Consider the following 19,699-nt stretch of genomic DNA (forward strand, 5'->3'; position numbering starts at 1 on the left):
TTCTACGAACGAACTTTAGGTTGCATCGGCACCTTGAAAAATTGGTTAACTCGCACTCTTAAAGATGCACTTGATGAAGATTCAGAAACGATTACCTTCAAACAACTTAAACGTAGAGCGTTATCAGTTGCTCAATGTCAAAGAATGTTTGCTGAAATTTTAGAAGGGGAGCGGCAATTATCAGAGACAGAAGCAGATGCTCAAAATCTGCGGTCTTTATTGGGTTTAGATGAAGGTAAACCTCAAGAAACTTCTCAAAACTCTTCTTCTCATCGTTCAACGAAGGTTGGCAAACGAAAACCAAAACGAGACAAAATAGGAATCCAGAATGATGTCAGTTGAAAATTTAACAACCTATGAGAATTGGAATATTTGTCAACCCACTATTCCCTCTCGTAGTCGTCTATTTTCTTTAGAACCAATCGGATTGGGAACTCCTCAAGTTGAAAGTTTAACCAGCTATGTCTCTCGATTGTCTGTCAGTCACGCTGTATCGACAAGTATTTTGTTTAAAAAAGAGTTGCAACCTTTAATTGTTAAAAAGTATGGTGTTGCTAATTTACATAAAATATCTCGTTATAGCCAAGCTCTTAATGGAACGGGTATAATGGCTCAAGACTTGGTTCGAGGGATTTTAACTTTAACTTTTCGTAGTAATCTACAATTTCTAACTTTATTACCGTGGCTGGATTTATTTCCTACAAGACAACTTCTTCGCTCTCATCGTGCTTGGTGTCCTTGTTGCTACTCTCATCAATTTCATCACCAAGAAATCATTTATGAACCCTTATTGTGGTCATTTCAAGCTGTTCGGCTATGTCCGTATCATCTCATTCCTTTAGCTTCTTCCTGTCCTCAATGTGGAAAAGAAAATATTCCTTTAACTGGTAGTTCTCGTCCCGGACTTTGTTCCAAATGTGGTGCATGGCTAGGCGATTCTAATCAGTATCATTCCCTCAATCAGTCACTTCCTTCTTCAGATTTGGATTAGGAACAGTGGAAAGCCACCAATATTGGTAATTTATTGCAGAAATCATCCTCTGGTCACGATTTCTCTTCAAAAACGGCAATCGCTTTAAGTTTGCAACTCTGCGTTGAGCAAATCGCTAGAGGTAACATGGCTTTATTGGCGAGGCAGCTACAAATCAAGAAAAATACTTTGTGGTTATGGTGTAAGGGGCAAAATTTTCCCACATTGCCTGCTCTTCTAAAGGTTTGTTACTGTCTGAAAGTATCTGTCTGGGATTTTCTCCACCCAACTTTTGATTTTCCTGTCTCTCCCTCAATTCCTCCCAAACTTAACCAAAGACCTCGCTCGTTTAGCCAGTCTTTTGACACACTCGACCTCAAAAAGTCGTTGCAGAACTTTTTGAACGATACCAGAGAGCCACCTTTATCTATGGAAGAAGTAGCAAAACAATTAGGGCATAATAAAAGAACAATATTCCGTCATTTTCCGGATTTATGTCGTTCAATATCCTCTAGATATACCAAATATCAACAGCAGGCTTATTTGCAACGATTGAACGACTGTTGCAATGAAGTTAAACAAGCTGTTCTTACACTCCATGCTTCGGGAGAATATCCCTCAGAAGCTAAGGTCTCGCAGTTCATTACCCGTCCCGGTTTTTTCCGTTACAAGCAAGTTAGACAAACTTTACAAGATGCAAGACGTAATCTTGGCATTGAACCATAATCTTGCCACCCTTGTTTTGAACCATAAACATACCGTTTCGGCAAACTTATGGGTAAAGTTACACTAAACACTTGAGCTTTCTAGTGGGAGCTTATGGAGCTATGCGGATTCGAACCGCAGACCCCCTCAATGCCATTGAGGTGCTCTACCAACTGAGCTATAACCCCGAAAATTGCCTTAACTATCATCTCATTAAGAGTTAACTTTTGTCAACCCTTATTGAAAAACTTAACTAAAAATTTAATCTTCATGCCCTCATATCTGTGTGCTTTGAATTGAATTGCAAATCTCTCAACCCATCCGAGCCAAAGAACTCATACAATGGTTCATCAAAAAATAAACGACCATCAAAGCCGCAGCAGATAGGGAAACCAGCAGTCCGGCCAGGAGCAAAGAAAATTCGCGCTTATGAAAAGATTCCTGCATTAAATGTAACGACCATGCCACCAGAGCCACATCAAAGATTAAAATAGGAATCAGCATAATCTTACAATTTGTAAACTTTTCTCTATTCTAATACACAATTTTCTCAGAGATGCAGGAAATCTAGTAAAAAAATGTAGGCAATATTACGGATTGCGAATCGGGATGCGCTGTTGTTGTAAATATTCTTTAATTTCTGCGATCGTCAATTGTCCGTAATGCAGGAGTGAAGCCAAAAGCGCCGCTTCTGCTTTTCCTTCATCAAAGGCTTCATGAATGTGCTGCACCGTCCCTGCACCTCCCGAAGCAATAACCGGAATTTCTACTGCATCTGCGATCGATCGGGTTAGCGCTAAGTCATACCCGGCTTGGGTTCCATCCCCGTCCATACTGGTGACGAGGAGCTCTCCTGCACCCCGTTGCGCCATCTCCTTCGCCCATTCAACCGCATCGAGTCCGGTATTTTCTCGTCCTCCTCGCACGTAAACTTCCCAGCCCAAATCCTGAGAATCCTTTCTGCGCCTTGCATCGATCGCCACAACAATACATTGATTGCCAAAGCGATCGCTTGCAGCATTAATAAAATTTGGGTTTCTTACGGCTGCCGAATTAATGCTAACTTTATCAGCTCCGGCTCTTAACAAATTTTTAATATTTTCTAAGGAATTAATCCCGCCACCAACGGTTAAAGGAATGAACACCTGTTCTGCTGTGCGATAGACTACATCTAAGATGATGCCTCGCTCTTCGTGGGTGGCCGTAATATCAAGAAAGACTAACTCATCTGCTCCTGCTTCATTGTAGGCGCGAGCTAACTCTACGGGATCCCCTGCATCTTGTAGATCGACAAAGTTTATCCCCTTAACCACTCGTCCGGCATTCACATCCAAACACGGTAAAATTCTTTTCGCAAGCATCTTTTTCAGTTATCAGTTATCAGTTATCAGTTATCAGTTAAACAAATTATGGCAATTAAACGCTCTGAAAATTGGCAAGAACCGCAAGGCGATCGCAATGCTAAGCCAGGAAAACGCAAAAAGCGGCGCAAGCAAACAGAAAACTCTGAAGAAGAAGACCTACTTCTGGCTACGGCAGGTATGGAGGAAACAACAAGTAACGAAGATAACATCCGTCCGCGCTCCCTTCAGGATTATATCGGTCAAAAGGATCTCAAAGACGTTCTACAAATTTCTATTCAAGCGGCAAAATCTCGCGGGGAAACTCTCGATCACATTCTCCTTTACGGTCCTCCGGGTTTGGGAAAGACTACCATGTCTCTCATTTTGGCTTCGGAAATGGGAGTCAATTGCAAAATTACTGCTGCTCCTGCTTTAGAGCGCCCCCGAGATATTACTGGATTGCTAGTCAATCTCAAACCCGGGGATGTTCTCTTTATCGATGAAATTCACCGTCTCAACCGCGTTACTGAAGAACTCCTCTATCCCGCAATGGAAGACGGTCGCTTGGATATTACCATCGGCAAAGGACAAACTGCTCGCACTCGCAGCATTCCTTTACCGCAATTTACCCTCATTGGGGCAACAACTAATGTTGGATCCTTGACTTCTCCCTTGCGCGATCGCTTTGGTCTCATTCAAAGATTGCGTTTTTATGAAGTAGACGAACTCACAGAAATTGTTCGACGGACTGCTAATTTATTACAAATGTCACTGATCTTGGAGGGTGCAGAAGAAATTGCGAGGCGATCGCGGGGGACTCCTCGTATTGCTAACCGTCTTTTGCGTCGAGTGCGAGATTACGCGCAAGTCAAGGGAAAACAAGAGATCGATCGCGATTTAGCAGGGGAAGCAATGGAGCGATACAATGTCGATCCAAAGGGTTTGGATTGGACGGATCGCCTCGTTTTAAGTGCCATTATCGAACAATTTCGTGGCGGCCCCGTGGGGTTGGAAGCGGTGGCTGCGGCGACGGGAGAAGATTCTAAAACTATTGAAGAAGTTTACGAACCTTATTTATTACAAATTGGTTTTATTAACCGCACTGCACGAGGAAGAATTGCTACGGAAGCTGCTTATAAGCACTTGGGCTTTTCAGTGGGATGAGTAGAAAAATAGTTTCAAATTAGCTGGCACGATCGCCATTTCTCAGTTCGACTATAATTGCAATAAGAGAGAAAGTTGGTCTTAAAAATACTTGAAACTCTATCTAAATCAGCGAGGTAACACAAAGCCCGAAACCGCAAATAAACTACCTCTTCATAAACTGGGTTTAACTTGCATAAAGGAGGAATTTGTAAAATCGTGCGTCCCAACAATTCAATTTTACGCTCAAACGGGCATTGAGCGGGAATAAGGCGACAGATCGAGTGCGCGATCGCAGCATCCTTAATCTCTAATTGGTTCAACCATTCGCGGAGAGGATAGTACAGGTCAAATGTACGAGAATCCGAGGGGATAGTGGTGCGGATAGTAGGATACAAAAATGCGATCGCGCTCAAAACGATTCAGTCCGACAGGACGAATCGCTAGTTAGCGGCGCGGGTTGTTTAAGAGAAGGTATTGCGTCCTCTACTGAATGGCTTGCTTTAAACTTTGACAAAACTCCTCAATGGCTCTTAAGCCTTCATCGGGTGTTCCTTGCGCCAATCTTTTCACCACGGCACTTCCCACAATAACCGCATCTGCGCCCCATTCTTTCATTTGTTTCGCGTGTTCCGGTTGAGAAATCCCAAAACCTACCCCGATCGCCTTATCGGTTGTTTTGTGAAGTACGGGCAGTAAATCTTTTACTCTCGCTGCAATTTCGGTTCTTGCTCCTGTCACTCCCGTTACGCTCACTAAATAAACAAAACCTTGAGACTGTTTGGCGATCGCTTCGATACGCTCTTGGGGACTCGTAGGCGCTACCAATAGGGTTAATTCGATCCCCACCTCATTTGCTGTTTTTAAAAGCCCATCAGCCTCTTCTAAAGGTAAATCCGGCACGACTAAACCCTTGACTCCAGCCTTAGCAATGCGTTTTAAAAAAGGCTCGATGCCGCGATACAAAATCGGATTATAATAAGTGAAGAGAACAATCGGAGCGGTAATATCATCTCGTACCGACTCCACCACCGCCAACACATCTTCTAGTTTAATCCCTCTCTGCAATGCCCGTGTCGCCGCCGCATGAATGGTGGGTCCATCAGCGAGGGGATCGGAATAGGGAACCCCTAATTCAATGATATCTGCACCAGAGCGATCGAGGACGCGCAAGGCTTTTGCTGTGGTTTCTAGATCGGGATCTCCTGCGGTGATAAAAGGAATGAGGGCGCATTGAGATTGAGCTTTGAGGGTTTTGAGGCGATGGTCAACGGAAGGCATAAACGAATTGGGGAATAAGAACTAGAAGACTTTTGATTTTACCATTGAGAGGGTAGAGAAGAATTGCGATCGCACTTAGTTTTTAGCAATTAACTCCGACAGCGATCGCGCTAAGTTTTTAAAAACTCCCGTCCAATCTTTCGGCTTCATCTGACGAAATAAACGCATCGTCGGATACCAAGGACTATCAGCGCGATCGAGCATCCACCGCCAATCGGGAGCATAACATAAAACCGTCCAGATGGGTTTTCCTAAAGCACCGGTTAAATGAGCAACAGAAGTATCGATACTAATCACTAAATCTAATTGTAAAATCAGCCTCGCTGTCTCTTTATAGTCTCTCAATTGGGGTGCGAGATCGAGGACGGTGATATCTACTGGAAGTTTTGTCAAATCTTGCGATCTCGCTCCTTTTTGCAGACTATAGAATGCAACTCCTTCCGTTTTTAAGATAGGGAGAAAATCTGCCAACTGACAAGAGCGGTTGCGATCGTTTTTATGGGTTGGACTTCCCGACCAAACAATCCCTACTTTTATTTTAGAAGATGTTGCCGAATCGGGTAATAATTTCTCTGCTGTTTGCCATCCTTCCCATCCCAAATAAGGGATACGATTAGGAATTTTTTTTACTGTTTTCCCTAATAAATGAGGAAGACTCATCAATGGTGCATAAACTTGAAACTCTGAAAGAGGAATATCTCCGGGAGGTAAAATTTTATCGATTCCTTCCACTGTAGAAAATAATAGCGCAAGATCGTCAATACAAACTAGAATAATGCCTTTACATTGTTTAGCTAGCACAGGGATATAGCGGATAAATTGAATTGCATCTCCCGATCCTTGTTCTGTATGAATAAGAATAGTTTTATCGCGAATATCGCCACCATCCCAACGGGGATGAGGACAAGCAAAAGGAGTAAATTCATCAGTTTGCCAACGCCATTCGCATTCTTCCCAGCCCCGAGCAAACGCTCCTGCTTGTAGTAAAGTCATGCCTAAATTAAAATGAGCAGTAGCAAAATTAGGATTGAGTTGAATGGCTTTTTGATAGTTAAAAATGGCACGATCGAGTTGTTTTTGATTGTGATAAATAATCCCTAAATTATTGTAGGCTTCTGCATTATCCGGCTGTTTTTCAATAACGCGATTCAGATAAAATTCTGCTTGCTGCCATTTCTCTTGTTCTCGATAAATTACACCCAAATTATATCGCGCCATGATATAATCGGGTTTAAGTTCGAGACATTGTTGAAAATAGGTAATCGCCTCTTCTAATTTACTGCGATTATAGCGATCGCAGCCTAATTGAAAATACTCTTCCGGTTTATTGTCTTGGCGATCGCTTTTTCCATTAACTTCTAAAGCAGGTTCTATTGCGGTAGGTTTGACCGAAGGATGCACGACTTCTTGTAATGCCTCGTCAGGTAAAATATAAGAAGTTGCCAGTAATTTCTCATCCCAGTCAATAACATCGGGAAAGCGAATTCCCGGTAAGATTTGCACGGCAAAAATTTCCTGTACGGCATCTTCAAAGCGCAGGAAAGCGACGATTTCTCCTGTATCGATGTTCACCATCCAAACCCCGCAAATGCGCTCTTTTAGACTTTCCGTAATAGGAATGCCGCTAAACATTGCCGTTTCCCTCACTTGAGACAGTCCGATAAATGCCCAGCGTCCGATAAAATCAATCCCTCGTGTAAATCCCGGCAGGGTTGCGATCGCAGTCACATTTCCTGTTTTCAGATCCACAGTCGAGAGATTTCCTTTCCCCGACTCCAACACCCAGAGACGATTATCGTACCAACGAGGAGAATGAGGCATCGATAACCCCCGACAGATGATTTCATTGGTTTCCACATCCATGAGAATGCCTCCCGATGCCTTATTTTGTCGCCATCCTTCCTGCGTATCGGTTTCTCCCAATGCCGTGACGTATTTGGCGCGATCGCCGACAACTGCCAACCCATTCAAATGACAGCGATCTTCGAGGGCATAAGCGCTCACAAAAGGCGGTCGCCAGCGCGGAACAAAGCTACTTTTCTCGTCTAGCGTACACAAACAAGAAAAGCGAGTATTGACAAACCAAAGTTCCTCGTTAATATAAGCCATTTCATGAATGTCGATATCTCCCGTAATATGGGTGCGACGAGGAAGGTAGCAAGCGTCATGAGTGCCGGGTGGATCGAGTTTTTGGGCAACGGCTGGGGCATTGCGGAGTTCCCAAATTTGCACCTCGCTCCCGATCGCCAATTTTTCACGATCGCCAGCCAGTCCCATTGGTTTTTTGAAGATACGAAAGTGAGTATTTAGAGTATTTCCTTCAGCCCGGATAAGAATTAATTTCCCCGCTTGATATGTAGAAATCGCTAAAGAGATTCCCAATTGTTTGAGAATATCGGGAAAATTGGTGGTATGGACGCTGCGGAGAGGTTCTTCTGGATTCATTCGCTCTATTTTTAGTTAGTATTCAATCTTGCATTTATTGATTTTTTTAAGATTGGTTTTACCAGTTGTCTTTTGACCTTTTGAGAATTCGCGTTAACAATAGGAAAAATTATGAGTGAGGCTAAAATTTATGCACATCTTTTACTATAGTTTCTGTATTATCTGCTCTATTTTATTATCTTTTACGATTCTTGGCAATACTCCAGTTTTAGCAGTCCCATCAAATGCTTTATCTGAAGGAATTGAAGCAATGCAGCAAGGAAAATACCAAGATTCTGCGATCGCTTTTACCCGAGCAATTGCAAAGGGTGAGAATCTAACCGCAGCCTATAGCAATCGCTGCTTATTACAAATTTATCAAAAACATTATCAGAAAGCAAAAGAAGATTGTACCCGAGCATTGCAGTACGATCGCTCGAATTCAACGGCATATTTGCATCGCGGTTTAGCTCATTATCGATCGGGGGATTACTATAATGCGATCGCCAATTATACTCGCGTTATCCAACTCGATCCCGATGGATTTGCAGCTTACTATAATCGAGGTTTAGCTTATGTTGAATTGCAAGACTACGATCGCGCACTAATCGATTACAATAAGGCTTTAAATACAAATACAGAGATATCCTCGGATGACAGAGCGACGATTTATAGCGATCGCGGTTTGACTTACGCTCGCATGGGAGATTTAGATCGAGCAATTGTTGATTTATCTCTCGCCATTCATTGGAATGCAAATAATCCCGATTTTTATTTTAATCGCGGTTATTTATGCCAAAAACACAAGCGCTATCTAGCCGCTATTCATGATTTCTCTCGAGCCTTAGAGAGCGAAAGCGATCGAGCAGAGTTTTACATCAATCGAGGTTTAGCTTGGCAAGAAATAGGCAATATGCAAGCCGCTTTACAGGATTTACATCAAGGTGCAAACTGCTTCTATTGCCAAAAAGATCTGCAAAATTATCAAGCAATCTTAAACCTGATTAAAAGAATTGAATTGAATATCGCTTCTCAAATTCCCGTTATCGTTTAAAGAATGTATTGCATTTTTGCGATCGCTTCCTCTCAATGTTATATTCTGAATTGCCAGCAATTGCCGAGAGGAGGCTCTACACGATGAAAGATGCGCCTAGCGAACAAGATTTAAAGGAGTATTTATTTGAGAAAATAATTCCTTTTCTCTGTTTAGTTCCTTCTGAAAGCAAGCTGCGGCAAATTCTTGATTTAGCGTTGTCAGTTGAAGTTAAAAAGTATTCCCCAGAAATGATGACTGAGAATTTCGATCTCAAAGAATTGTTGCGCTGTGTTTTTGCCGATCGCAAAGTAAGCATACAGGAGTTAAACTCGATCTCAGAGTTGTTTGGTTTACGAGATGTAGAACAACGATATGTTAAAGCAGCATTAACAGAAGAATTCAAACAAGGAGAAGGAGAACTATTAAAAACACTTGACAATTTGTTATCCGTTGTAGATGAAGAAATTACTCAAGAGTTAGAACAAATTGAAAATAAAATAAGAGAGAGTTGAACAAATAATTATCCCATTTCCATGCTCTTTCTAACATCGCTTCAGATAATTCCTTTCTCATCTAGTGACAAAAGCGATCGCAACGTTGTTTTTTCTGATGTTCAAGTTAAAATTGAGCGATTAATGCGATCTCAATAGTTTCTAATTTGCTAGATTATCTTTATTTTGTGTTTCAATCGGCTTCAACAAAAAGATTGAGAAATTCTTTAAGATCGTCGAGACAAAGATGAGTAAAATCCCAAATGTATTTTTTATTTTCCATTGAATATTCAAAAGTACATTTTTTTCCTGCTTGTTTTTTCTCTTTTTTCGTACAAGTATCGTATCGTAGATAAATAGAAATCCAAAATTTATCAAAATCCTTATCACTAATCTGACGATTTTGACTTTCTATGCAGTTTTTCCAATTGACTAAACAATCTGCATGAGGAGAATCTTGAGATTTTATTTTTTTGAGAACAGTTTCTAACTCTCCGTTTCCATCTACATTAGTGAAATAGCACGCGAGCTTTATTGTCTTTTCAGGTGTTACCTCAATCTCAATAAATTCTCCTGTATTTGCTAATTTTTGACTATCGGGAAAGACTTTATCGAGACATTTTTGAATCCATTCTAATCGTTCTTCACACGAGAAATTATCAATATCAATAATGATACCAATCTTCTGTATGTCTTCCTTTTGAATATCTGCTTTTAATTCTTTGAGAGCATTAGTCATTTTTGTTGGGTTTAATCCATCCAAACACTCGTATTCATCAATACAAATTGGCTTTTCTATCTGTATATCAGCTTTAATTTCATCAATAAGAGCTTGGATAAAAAATTGATCGTTTTCACTTTCAACTATTAAAATATTACTCTTACTCATATTTATTCGCCTCTAATATTTTTTCCATGTGCAATTGCATAATCCAATGTTTCCAGATCGCGCTTGATTCCTATAATGCGATCGCTTTTTGGTTTTTGTGCGAGTTCAAAATAAGCCCCCATATTGGGATAATGTTCGACCCCAATATCGGCAAATGCTTTAATCATTTCCCAGCTATGAGTTGTGGCAAAAATCTGCGTATCTAGTTCTATAGCAAGTCTAAATAACATTTTCCAAAAATCTTTTTGATTGTCATAGTGAATCCCATTCTCAATCTCATCAATCAGTAAAACTTTTGTTTGACTATTAATCAATTTCAATACAATAGTTGTTGCTCGATTAATTGCATCGCCAAACAAAGATAAAGGCAAACGTTTTTGACCATTTCGCTTTAAATAAAGTGTTGGCTCTCCGATCGCAAAGGTTTCTATTGCTGAAATCGAAGGATCGAGAATTATCAGAGTTTTTAACACTTCATGTTCTCGATCTTCTAAACGTGCTTTATCATATTCTTCTGCTAAATATTTATTGGAGATTTTAGCAAAAGATGGAATAATAGGAATATCAGGCTGAGCCTGATTGATATCAAGGGAATAAAAACCATCTGAACCTGCAATAATCGAAGATGTTGTACTTTCTGAATTTTCTATCACTGTAAATCTCAAAACGGAAAAAACCGACTCATTTTGAGAAAACAAGTCCAAGAAATCCTTGGCATGCTTATTGCTTTCAATAATATCTGTTTGAATAGAGTCAGTGATTTGTATATCTATTTTTTTCTCTTGTTTATTTTGATTTTGACCTATTATTTTTATTTTTTTCAACTTGTCTTGATTAAAGAAAAAATTATTCCATGCTCTTTCTGGCATTGCTTCAGCTATTTCTGATGACTCTTTTCTTATCTCTCGAATGACTGGAAAAATTCTTGCTTTTGGAACATGATAGATTGTTAGTGCTTCTAATAATGCTGTTTTACCACTATTGTTCTTACCTCCTATTAAGTTGACTCGCTCAAACCCAGATATTTTAGTATTTTCAAAACATCTAAAGTTTTTGATATCAATATCTTGTAGCATTTTAAAAAATTGTCTTTTAGATCGAAGATCATCAGCGTTCCGGCGATCGCCCGCAAATGACAAAATATTATTTTATTTTATAGCTGCCCTTTACGTCAATCAAAAATCGCCCTACTCAAAAAAGCAGGGCGAAAATTCAACGATTCAAAAACGATCGCAGCCAACCTAACGAGCGCTAACCAACAAATCCGAACCCAATGTAATATCTAAATTAGTTTCCGGCTCGACGACAACAAGATCGACACTATTGCGACCGAGGAAATTTTGAATTAGACCCGAAATTGCCCCCGCACCGGCACCAATGAGCAATTCCTCCGTCGCGATCGCACGATCGCCCGTTACCGCCGAAATTGCCGCAGCCGCAGCCGTCCCGATCGCCGTATTCTTAACGATCCGTCCCACATCGCTACCTTTACGAATCGTTTCCTTATCCGTAATCGTTTGAGAAGTCGCATTAAAAGTTTGCGTTGTCCCGTCGGGATAAATCAACTCTTCTGCAAAGAATTTTGTTCCCTCTCCTGACGGTTTTAATTGACCTTTAACTTTACTATTCGCAGGAATGAGAACCTTGCCATTTTGAGTCGTAATATTAGTCGTTAAATCAAAAGTTACAGGCAAAGTTTCCTCGGGCATGAGCAAAATTTTGTCGCGAGTATAGGTAACAGGAATAGCCGTACCCGCAGGGATTTTAAATTGTGTAGCAATAGGATCGGGTGCAACAATATAACTCGAAGCGATCGTCGGAGCCTGTCCTTCCCGCACTAAGGCTTGATAGAGAAAAGCCGCAACCTCAGCACGAGTAGCATTGCGCGTAGGGTTGAGATTACTAATAACAGGATAGTTAACCACAATTTTCTCTTCTGTTGCTGCCGCGATCGGAGAACGAGCAAAATTGGAAATATTGTTACCATCATTGTAATAACTGAGAACCTCATTAACAGGAGCATTAGCACTGTAATTCAGCCCATTAGAAAGAGAAACTAAAACTTGTTCGCGAGGAATATTTTGTTCGGGACGGAAAATGCTCCCCGGATAACCCGATAAAAAACCCGTTTCGTAAGCATTATCGATCGACGAAACCGCCCAATGACTGCTAGAAACATCGACAAAATTAATCGCCGATCGCGTTTTGCCTTTATCAAAAGCGCCTTGTAATAAAGAAGAAAATTGAGCGCGAGTCACTGGTGCTTCGGGTTTAAATGTGCCATCGGGAAACCCAGCAATCACACCGCGATCGACCAAAGCCGTAATAAAATCTTCTGCCCAGTGACTATCGGGAACATCACCAAAACGGCTATTCTGAGCCTGTGCTGGAGTTGCCGACCATATTGATGCAGTCATGGTTGTCGCCGCCGTAACCGGGCTGACAAGGGCAAGCATTAAAGCAGCAGTCGCTTTCCAACGTTTGAAACTTAACATTGTGTCGATCTCCTAAAAGGTGTGAGGTTGAGGAATTTAAACCCTAGAGAACGCAATAATTGCGGAAATCCTTGCTCAATCTAATTTTGAGCCTTGCGCCCTCTCGTTGTTTTCTTAGACCGAGAGAGCGATCGCGAAGTTGCCGATCGCAGGACACTTATCTAGCCGTCACAGAATTAAGCCGAAACCCCGGAGACACAAATTTTTTCAAACACTTGACACAAATTGGGAAAAAGCTGCTATGATGTTAAACGTCAATTCAATGGGGTGTCGCCAAGTGGTAAGGCAGCGGGTTTTGGTCTCGCCATTCCTGGGTTCGAATCCTAGCACCCCAGTCTTTTTTAATTAATCTTATATTCCCCACGGGAACGCAAGCACTAGGCAGAAATTTCTCAGTGCCAAAATTTCTCAGTGCCAATATTCTTGTTAGGAACTCGCGATACTGCCTTTAGCGGGAATGCCAAGAATGTCTTTTTTTTCAAAAGCAGGTAGAATTGCGATCCTTTCTAAGGCTATTGCCAATGAAGAAAGAAGTCTCGATTTTATCTATTCGTTGGCATTTCACCTGTTAAGATCGAGCCTGAAAAATGTACGAGTTGCCGAATCCTAGTTTGCGAATTCCTCCTTGGGATGAAGTTTAAAACCTTTACCAGAAAAGAATTTTGGTTATCCTTCCCTAAAAATCGCCACTTGGGGAATCAAGCCGTGAAAACCTATTATGCTCTCGCCGAGGCCTGCCTCATTGGGGCGGTTTCCGGTATTGCCGCCCTTTTGCTCAAACAAGGGGTCGGTTTCGTCGGTCAATTTCGCCTTTTCTTGGTCGAAGATCGGGGCATCTGGGTTTTACCTCTCTTTGGGTTTACTTTATGCTGGCTGGCTGGCTGGCTCGTCGAACACTTCTCCCCAGCAGCCAGTGGGGGCGGCGTTTCTCAAGTGAAAGCCGCTCTCGCTAAATTTCCCATTCCCCTCACCTTGCGAGTGGCTGCGGTGAAAACCCTCGGTGCAATCTTGGTTTTGGGAGGCGGTTTAACTCTCGGACGCAGAGGCGCTACTGTCCATATCGGTTCTGCTTTAGCAGGGCAACTCAGCCAATGGATGCCCACCTCTCCCCAACATCGCCGCCAAATGATCGCCGCCGGAGCCGCCGCCGGATTAGCTGCCGGATTTAATACCCCGATCGCAGGCGTTCTCTTTGTAGTGGAAGAACTCTCGCGGGATATGTCTGGGTTGACCCTCGAAACGTCGATTCTGGCTTCTTTTACCGGCTCAGTTGTTTCTCGTTTATTAGGATCGGCAGATCTCAACTTACCTCAAGCCATGCTCACCTCGAGTATCGCCAACGAATTTACCGCCCTCGATATTCCCTTTTACATTCTCTTGGGCATTGCTGCTGGAGTTTTAGGCGTTGTCTTCAATCGCGGGATGTTGTGGAGTCGAGAACTACATCGCAGTTTAAATATTCCCATGTCTTGGCGATTGGGATTGGTGGGATTAATTTCGGCAACGATTATTTCCTTTGCTCCAGAGGTCTTTCGCAATAATGCCGGAGTGCGGAATTTTTTAATTGCTGGAGGAGCAAATCTGCACGCAACCGAGATCGCTTTTCTTCTCCATTTCACCTTGACGATCCTTGCTTCTGGGGCGGGCGCACCGGGAGGACTATTTGCACCCTCTTTGGTTCTCGGCTCGGCTTTGGGATCTATGATCGGTGGCATCGGACTTTTATTCGGAGGAGTGAGTTCTCAAACCACTTATGCTTTAGTGGGCATGGGTGCCTTTTTTACTGGAGTAGCGCGAGTTCCAGTCACAGCGATCGTCATTGTTTTTGAATTAACTGCCGATTTTCAATTGGTTTTACCGTTAATGATTAGCTCTGTAGTCGCTTATGGAGTGGGGGAAGCATTACACAAGGGTTCTCTCTATCAACATCTTCTTGAAGCGAGCGGCATCAAATTGAAAGATGAAGAAGGAAATCGCGATGTTCTCGAAGATTTAATTGCCGCCAATGTCTTGCAACCTCGGGTGGAAACTCTGCCTCTTGATATTACTGTTGAAGAGACAATTCAAGCATTTTCTCGTTCCGAACATCGCGGTTTTCCTGTGGTTGATGGGGACAATCTGGTGGGTATGGTCACTGAATCTCAGCTTGCAAATTTGGGAGGGATCTCTCGCAAATCTCCCCTCAGCAAGATTATGACTCCCCGACCGATCGCAGTACATCCGGAAGCGACGTTAAGCGACGTACTGTATTTGATGGATCGCTATCATATTTCTCATCTTCCCGTGACAGAAGGGTGGAGACTGATGGGCATTATCACTCGCACAGATATCATTCATGCGACGGCGGATCGCTTAAAAGTCCATCAATCTCAAGGCGTTCGCGAACCCGATCCTTCCTACTCGATCTATTCCGTTCGCGCTCCGATAACGGGGAAAGGCCGTATTTTACTACCCTTATCTAATCCCAGTACAGCAGCCATGATGATAGAAATCGGACTGGCGATCGCTCGAGAACAAGATTGCGAGTTGGAATGCTTGCACGTCATTCTCGTCCCTCTCCACAATCCTCCCGCTCAAACGGCGGTCAATATTGAAGAAAGCCATCAATTATTAGAGATGGCAAAGGCTTTGGCTGCTAAAGCAAATGTTCCTTTACACCTGCAAATTCGAGTCGCTCACGATGCCGCTCGAGCGGTTTTGGAGGCGATCCGCCAACGCCATATCAATCTTTTGCTTATGGGTTGGAAAGGATTTACGGCTACGCCAGACAAGATTTTTGGGGATGCGATCGATACATTAGTTCATCAAGCGCCTTGCGATGTGGTCTTGGTAAAATTGGGACAACAGCAGCATTCTTATCCCTTGACTCCGAAACAATTCAGCACTTGGTTAATTCCCACGGCTGGGGGGCCAAATGTGCGGCGAGCGATGGACTTATTACCGGCCTTGGCTTTGTTAGCACCTTCTCCGCGTTTAGTTGTCTGTCAAATTTATCCCCCCAATGGGCAAGAAATCGATACGACGATGTTGGATGAAACCGCCGATCGCTTGAAACAAAAAATGGAGACCGTCGTGCAAGCGGTGTCTTGGCGTTCTGATACTCCAGTTGATGCGATCGTGCAGTTAGCGGCGGTGCAGCATTGCAATTTAACTATCATCGGGGCGAGTCGGGAGGGACTGCTGCAACAAGCCGTTCATGGCAATATCCCTGAAGCGATCGCTTCAGGGATAGAGAGTACAGTGATTTTAGTTCGAGGTGCTTTAAATTAGCGGCAAAACGCAAAAATTTGCGATTCTGTTAGGGGATGAAATAGACTTGGGTCATCATGGTAATGACTCCCAAGCTCATCATGACTAAAGCCGTAGCTAGACCAACGGATTGCCCGATTTGGTTTTGAGGCGGAAATTTTATAGTCATTATGCTGTTTTTTTTAAAAAAGTTTTTTGTATATTATGAATAATATCAAAAAATGTAATGAATAACAAACAAGCAAGAGATTTTTTTAGCAAAACTTTACCGTTCTTTTTGTTAATATTTTCTTTATTATTTTGAGATCGCTTTCATGACAGGGTTTTTACGAGTTCGGGAAGATATTTCTAAAGAAAATCTTAAGATTCTCTGATAGGTTCAGCGATCTCAATCTTTCTCAGTTTTTCTACACCAAGCCACCGTTGATTGTGTTGCCGCGTACCCACCAAATGTAAAGGTTACAAAATCAATAATCTCTGAAAAAAACTTAATTTGTCAAGCCATGTTCGAGGGCATAGCGAACTAATTCGGTGCGGCTATTCGTTCCCGTTTTACCAAACAGTCGGCTGACATATTTCTCGACGTTGCGAACGCTGGTTTCGAGTTGGCTGGCAATTTCTTTGTTCATCAAACCTCGGGCAACGAGATCGAGAACGCTTTGTTCGCGAGGAGTGAGTTCAATTTTAATCGGGGAAGGAGTGGGGATAATGCCGGGGTTTTGATTGAGCATTCCTTTGATGGTGGCAAGTTCCTTGACGATTTCATCGAGTTTAGAACTGCCTTCGCTGGCTTCACTGGTAACGGTGCGTCGTTGCAGGAGATTGCGAACGATCGCCATGAGTTCTTCGGGTTCAAAGGGTTTAGGAAGATAGGCATCGACTCCGGCTTGGTAGCCTTGGATGCGATCGGTTGTCATGCCTCGAGCCGTGAGAAAGACAACGGGGAGAGTTTTGAAACGCACGTCATCTCGTAATTGTTGTAAGAATTGATAGCCGTCTACTTGAGGCATCATAATATCGGAAATCACGAGATCGGGGGTATTCATTTCGAGGACTTTCCACGCTTCCTCAGCGCTGGGAACGGCGGTGACGATAAATTCTTCGTCGTCTTCAAGATAGGCTTGTACGGCGGCTCTGAGGCTGGGTTCGTCGTCTACAAGTAAGAGTTTGGGGGTGTCTGACATTTTCACGATCTGATGAACGGGGAGCGGTTATTTATCACTCTAGCAATTTTACCGTTAGATTCGTGTAAAAATGGTTCGGTTAACCGAATTTTATTTTATTTCTTATTCTTAAAGAGCTTGTAAAATATAGTTTTTAAGGAGTTTGTTGAAGTCAAGAAAAGTAGGGTTAACCGAACAAAAACAGAAAAGGGAGCAAGGTGAGATAGCAATGATTGTGGCGATCGCAATCTAGCGATGAATGATGAATATAGTTAGAAGCGCGATCGCACTTTGTAAAAATATTCTCGACACCCCGGCCAATCCTCCTCGCTTCTCGATAAAATAAACGACAACTATGATTCCGATGACTTTTATTGGTGTGAGGTAAAAGATGACCAAGTTTTGGCTAATGACCAAATCGACGACAGCAGCGCTGTGCTTGCTCGGGATCGGAGCAAATACGGCTCTCGGGATGGAGGCTCTGGCACGAGAAAATGATGCGAACGATCTCGATGAGTGCGAGACTTTCGATCGCCTTGCTGAGGATCGCCAGACTGAAGAGGCGATCGCAACGGACTTGAATACATTAACTTGTAATTCTTCCCTGTTAGAAGATGCAGAAATATGGGAAGAAACAGAAACATTAGACAGCAGCGATCCCGTTGAATTTGAAGAATTTTCCGATCCCTCTTGGCAAGAAGATAACGCTTGGCAAGAAGATAATACTGCATGGGAGACTAGCGAACCTCTGCCTACAGAAACTGAAGCTGAATGGGACACCGTTCCCGATGCAGCGACAGAAGAATGGGAATCCCCGATCGGGATGGAGGAACTGGAAGCAGAATGGGAAGTGGCTCCCGATGTTTCCGCAGAATTAGACGCACTTCCACAGACAGAAGCAGTTGCGACCGAATGGGATAATGTTCCCGATGCTGCCTCAGACAACTGGGACAACCAAATTGAGTGGGACAATGTTCCCGATATTTCTACAACGGAGGAAATCAAACCCGCGATCGCAACAGAGACGCATTGGGAAAACCTCGAAGACGATCCCCAATTCCAAGCGGTTCTCGAGCCGGAAGGTGCGAAAGAAGAAGTTGCCAAACTCGCTCCAGAAGACTTAATTCGAGACGATCGCGAGGTGAGCGAATTGATTGTTCCCACCCCGGAACAACAGCAAGCCAAAACAACGGGATTGCCCGCAGAACAAGTTGTTCGGGCGGCTGAGGATAATTCTCTACCAGAGATTACGGCTTTAGATACAACCGTGGAAACGCCACTTCTCGATCGCCTCGATGCCGATTTGCGTCGTCTGCGAAGTCAAGCGGAGATCGTTGCCAGTCAATCCCTGAATGCGCCCGTTTTTGCGCCGCAACCCATCGCTTTTGAGGCGACTGCTTTTAATTTTAATCCTGATTATGGCGCAGTTTCCACACAAGAATTGGAGCAATGGGCGGCTAAATTTGAAGATGAATTGAGCTTTGAAGATGAATTTGCGCTCGATTTTAATGCGATCGCTAATTCGGTAGATCCACAATTATTCGCGCAAAATTTAAGCGAATTGGGGTTAGAAATCTTCGATACCACTCTGTTTGCAGAGGATGCGATCGCGAGTACCCTCTTTTTTGATGGCATTTCCTTCGAAGGTTCGTCGTTTGAGGCAATAAACACAGACTTTAGTGAAGTATTAGCAAGCTGGGAAGATGCGATCGGCGATGCCAGTTTAACCCAAGATTTCACGGCATTAATTCCGGCGCATTTGCTGGCAGAGAGTAGCCTGAGTTTTGCCGGGGAGATGCCGGATCTGAATTGGCAGGGTGAAGATATCTTTGCGATCGAATCTGCCTTTGAGGAGTTGCCGGAGTTGAATTTTGGCAATCATCCCTTTGAGTTTGGCTTCAAACGCGATCGCTTGCAAGCACATTTACCGTTACCGAGCAAAAAGTCAATGTAAATTTTGCTGGCATTGTTGCAATGGGAGTGAATGCTCCCTTTTTTTTGTCAAAAAAAAGATAAGAGCAAATCCCTAAGCTCTTATCTTGTTGTACCTGTTCGCTGTTCCCCTGAATCAAAAAAAACTGTATTGCGTCTGATGCGTTTTTTAGTTGGAGGAGATACTTTGTTTCCCTGTCTTTAACTATCGCGCATGGGATAAGGTTATGTTGCGATCGCACTCTCTCTCATTGTGTGAATTTTATCGGCTTGTCTGGCGATCGCGATCGCGTTTCTGTCAGATTGGGGTAAATTTGTTCGGCTGCAATGTCATCCCAGCTCGCTTGCACGAGATCGATTCTTTCTTCGATGCTGAGGTTAGCATTGTTTCCATTAGATTCAACAATAGATGAAACACCAGAAAACGGAGTAGAGATAATGGATAGAGGATTTTGTAAACTGTCGAGAATCAAAAAACTTCAGAAGAAAGAAAATCGATATTTTCTCTTAAGAATTAAGAATAGTATAGCGTTTCTTGAACATATGAGGTACAATATGAGGGAAGAAAAAAATAGTAC

At 42.8% G+C, this 19,699-nt stretch carries 16 protein-coding genes, 2 tRNA genes and 2 pseudogenes; 10 read left to right on the forward strand and 10 right to left on the reverse strand.

The features are described from left to right. The 3 genes and pseudogenes from AC6RV6_RS28485 to AC6RV6_RS28495 form a co-directional block, all read left to right on the forward strand. Window positions 1-342, forward strand: a pseudogene (locus tag AC6RV6_RS28485) (ATP-binding protein); the annotation flags it as partial. After that, complete coding sequence (locus tag AC6RV6_RS28490) at window positions 329-991, forward strand: TniQ family protein (protein ID WP_500244262.1); 663 nt, start codon at window positions 329-331, stop codon at window positions 989-991. The pseudogene AC6RV6_RS28485 and the gene AC6RV6_RS28490, both read left to right, overlap by 14 nt. A 33-nt stretch (window positions 992-1,024) precedes the next feature. Further along, entirely contained in the window at window positions 1,025-1,696 is a 672-nt protein-coding gene (locus AC6RV6_RS28495) for a hypothetical protein (RefSeq protein ID WP_500244263.1), read from the forward strand. Window positions 1,697-1,790: 94 nt separating this feature from the next. Here the strand turns inward: AC6RV6_RS28495 and AC6RV6_RS28500 are convergent. From AC6RV6_RS28500 to hisF, 3 genes are all read right to left on the reverse strand, one after another. Beyond that, window positions 1,791-1,863: transfer RNA gene (locus AC6RV6_RS28500), tRNA-Ala, on the reverse strand. Between the two features lie 124 nt (window positions 1,864-1,987). Beyond that, complete coding sequence (locus AC6RV6_RS28505; protein ID WP_500244264.1) at window positions 1,988-2,179, reverse strand: hypothetical protein; 192 nt, start codon at window positions 2,177-2,179, stop codon at window positions 1,988-1,990. Between the two features lie 86 nt (window positions 2,180-2,265). Beyond that, window positions 2,266-3,036, reverse strand: a complete 771-nt coding sequence (hisF, locus tag AC6RV6_RS28510) for an imidazole glycerol phosphate synthase subunit HisF (RefSeq protein WP_500244265.1) — start codon at window positions 3,034-3,036, stop codon at window positions 2,266-2,268. A gap of 48 nt (window positions 3,037-3,084) precedes the next feature. Between hisF and ruvB the strand changes: the two genes are divergently transcribed. After that, the gene (ruvB, locus tag AC6RV6_RS28515; protein ID WP_500244266.1) at window positions 3,085-4,182 is read left to right on the forward strand and encodes a Holliday junction branch migration DNA helicase RuvB; all 1,098 of its coding nucleotides are present in this window, start codon (window positions 3,085-3,087) and stop codon (window positions 4,180-4,182) included. A 14-nt stretch (window positions 4,183-4,196) separates the two neighbouring features. Here ruvB and AC6RV6_RS28520 read toward each other — a convergent pair whose 3' ends face one another. The 3 genes from AC6RV6_RS28520 to AC6RV6_RS28530 form a co-directional block, all read right to left on the reverse strand. Further along, window positions 4,197-4,568, reverse strand: coding sequence for a Mo-dependent nitrogenase C-terminal domain-containing protein (locus AC6RV6_RS28520; RefSeq protein WP_500244277.1), 372 nt, complete (start codon window positions 4,566-4,568; stop codon window positions 4,197-4,199). 79 nt (window positions 4,569-4,647) lie between these two features. Next, the gene (gene trpA, locus AC6RV6_RS28525; protein WP_500244267.1) at window positions 4,648-5,442 is read right to left on the reverse strand and encodes a tryptophan synthase subunit alpha; all 795 of its coding nucleotides are present in this window, start codon (window positions 5,440-5,442) and stop codon (window positions 4,648-4,650) included. Between the two features lie 75 nt (window positions 5,443-5,517). Beyond that, window positions 5,518-7,887 carry a TIGR03032 family protein gene (locus tag AC6RV6_RS28530; RefSeq protein WP_500244268.1) on the reverse strand — a complete coding sequence of 790 codons (2,370 nt, stop codon included), beginning with the start codon at window positions 7,885-7,887 and terminating at the stop codon, window positions 5,518-5,520. Between the two features lie 130 nt (window positions 7,888-8,017). Between AC6RV6_RS28530 and AC6RV6_RS28535 the strand changes: the two genes are divergently transcribed. Together AC6RV6_RS28535 and AC6RV6_RS28540 are read left to right on the forward strand one after the other, a co-directional pair. After that, on the forward strand, window positions 8,018-8,920 hold the full coding sequence (locus tag AC6RV6_RS28535; protein WP_500244269.1) for a tetratricopeptide repeat protein: 903 nt from the start codon (window positions 8,018-8,020) through the stop codon (window positions 8,918-8,920). A gap of 83 nt (window positions 8,921-9,003) precedes the next feature. Further along, on the forward strand, window positions 9,004-9,414 hold the full coding sequence (locus tag AC6RV6_RS28540; protein ID WP_500244270.1) for a hypothetical protein: 411 nt from the start codon (window positions 9,004-9,006) through the stop codon (window positions 9,412-9,414). A 172-nt stretch (window positions 9,415-9,586) separates the two neighbouring features. On the opposite strand, the gene AC6RV6_RS28545 is transcribed toward AC6RV6_RS28540, so the two are convergent. From AC6RV6_RS28545 to AC6RV6_RS28555, 3 genes are all read right to left on the reverse strand, one after another. Beyond that, complete coding sequence (locus tag AC6RV6_RS28545; protein WP_500244271.1) at window positions 9,587-10,282, reverse strand: DUF3226 domain-containing protein; 696 nt, start codon at window positions 10,280-10,282, stop codon at window positions 9,587-9,589. Between the two features lie 2 nt (window positions 10,283-10,284). Further along, window positions 10,285-11,421, reverse strand: a complete 1,137-nt coding sequence (locus AC6RV6_RS28550) for an AAA family ATPase (protein WP_500244272.1) — start codon at window positions 11,419-11,421, stop codon at window positions 10,285-10,287. A gap of 102 nt (window positions 11,422-11,523) precedes the next feature. Further along, a complete protein-coding gene (locus tag AC6RV6_RS28555; RefSeq protein ID WP_500244273.1) occupies window positions 11,524-12,777 on the reverse strand; it encodes an S-layer homology domain-containing protein in 1,254 nt (417 codons plus the stop codon). Window positions 12,778-13,040: 263 nt separating this feature from the next. Between AC6RV6_RS28555 and AC6RV6_RS28560 the strand changes: the two genes are divergently transcribed. Then, window positions 13,041-13,112, forward strand: a tRNA-Gln gene (locus AC6RV6_RS28560). 295 nt (window positions 13,113-13,407) lie between these two features. Then, window positions 13,408-16,047 carry a chloride channel protein gene (locus AC6RV6_RS28565; protein ID WP_500244274.1) on the forward strand — a complete coding sequence of 880 codons (2,640 nt, stop codon included), beginning with the start codon at window positions 13,408-13,410 and terminating at the stop codon, window positions 16,045-16,047. A 467-nt stretch (window positions 16,048-16,514) separates the two neighbouring features. Here AC6RV6_RS28565 and AC6RV6_RS28570 read toward each other — a convergent pair whose 3' ends face one another. Beyond that, window positions 16,515-17,210 carry a response regulator transcription factor gene (locus AC6RV6_RS28570; protein ID WP_500244275.1) on the reverse strand — a complete coding sequence of 232 codons (696 nt, stop codon included), beginning with the start codon at window positions 17,208-17,210 and terminating at the stop codon, window positions 16,515-16,517. 370 nt (window positions 17,211-17,580) lie between these two features. Here AC6RV6_RS28570 and AC6RV6_RS28575 point away from each other — a divergent pair, with 370 nt between their 5' ends. Together AC6RV6_RS28575 and AC6RV6_RS28580 are read left to right on the forward strand one after the other, a co-directional pair. Next, window positions 17,581-19,143 carry a hypothetical protein gene (locus AC6RV6_RS28575; RefSeq protein ID WP_500244276.1) on the forward strand — a complete coding sequence of 521 codons (1,563 nt, stop codon included), beginning with the start codon at window positions 17,581-17,583 and terminating at the stop codon, window positions 19,141-19,143. Window positions 19,144-19,517: 374 nt separating this feature from the next. Then, window positions 19,518-19,699: pseudogene (locus AC6RV6_RS28580) on the forward strand (IS4 family transposase); the annotation flags it as partial.

This window comes from Spirulina sp. LEGE 11439, assembly GCF_059821285.1.

Excerpts from the sequence above, each read along its gene's own strand:
- AC6RV6_RS28490 (WP_500244262.1), top strand. The coding sequence starts at position 329 with ATGATGTCAGTTGAAAATTTAACAACCTATGAGAATTGGAATATTTGT.
- AC6RV6_RS28505 (WP_500244264.1), bottom strand. The coding sequence starts at position 2,179 with ATGCTGATTCCTATTTTAATCTTTGATGTGGCTCTGGTGGCATGGTCG.
- hisF (WP_500244265.1), bottom strand. The coding sequence starts at position 3,036 with ATGCTTGCGAAAAGAATTTTACCGTGTTTGGATGTGAATGCCGGACGA.
- ruvB (WP_500244266.1), top strand. The coding sequence starts at position 3,085 with ATGGCAATTAAACGCTCTGAAAATTGGCAAGAACCGCAAGGCGATCGC.
- trpA (WP_500244267.1), bottom strand. The coding sequence starts at position 5,442 with ATGCCTTCCGTTGACCATCGCCTCAAAACCCTCAAAGCTCAATCTCAA.
- AC6RV6_RS28530 (WP_500244268.1), bottom strand. The coding sequence starts at position 7,887 with ATGAATCCAGAAGAACCTCTCCGCAGCGTCCATACCACCAATTTTCCC.
- AC6RV6_RS28535 (WP_500244269.1), top strand. The coding sequence starts at position 8,018 with ATGCACATCTTTTACTATAGTTTCTGTATTATCTGCTCTATTTTATTA.
- AC6RV6_RS28540 (WP_500244270.1), top strand. The coding sequence starts at position 9,004 with ATGAAAGATGCGCCTAGCGAACAAGATTTAAAGGAGTATTTATTTGAG.
- AC6RV6_RS28545 (WP_500244271.1), bottom strand. The coding sequence starts at position 10,282 with ATGAGTAAGAGTAATATTTTAATAGTTGAAAGTGAAAACGATCAATTT.
- AC6RV6_RS28555 (WP_500244273.1), bottom strand. The coding sequence starts at position 12,777 with ATGTTAAGTTTCAAACGTTGGAAAGCGACTGCTGCTTTAATGCTTGCC.
- AC6RV6_RS28565 (WP_500244274.1), top strand. The coding sequence starts at position 13,408 with ATGAAGTTTAAAACCTTTACCAGAAAAGAATTTTGGTTATCCTTCCCT.
- AC6RV6_RS28570 (WP_500244275.1), bottom strand. The coding sequence starts at position 17,210 with ATGTCAGACACCCCCAAACTCTTACTTGTAGACGACGAACCCAGCCTC.
- AC6RV6_RS28575 (WP_500244276.1), top strand. The coding sequence starts at position 17,581 with ATGACCAAGTTTTGGCTAATGACCAAATCGACGACAGCAGCGCTGTGC.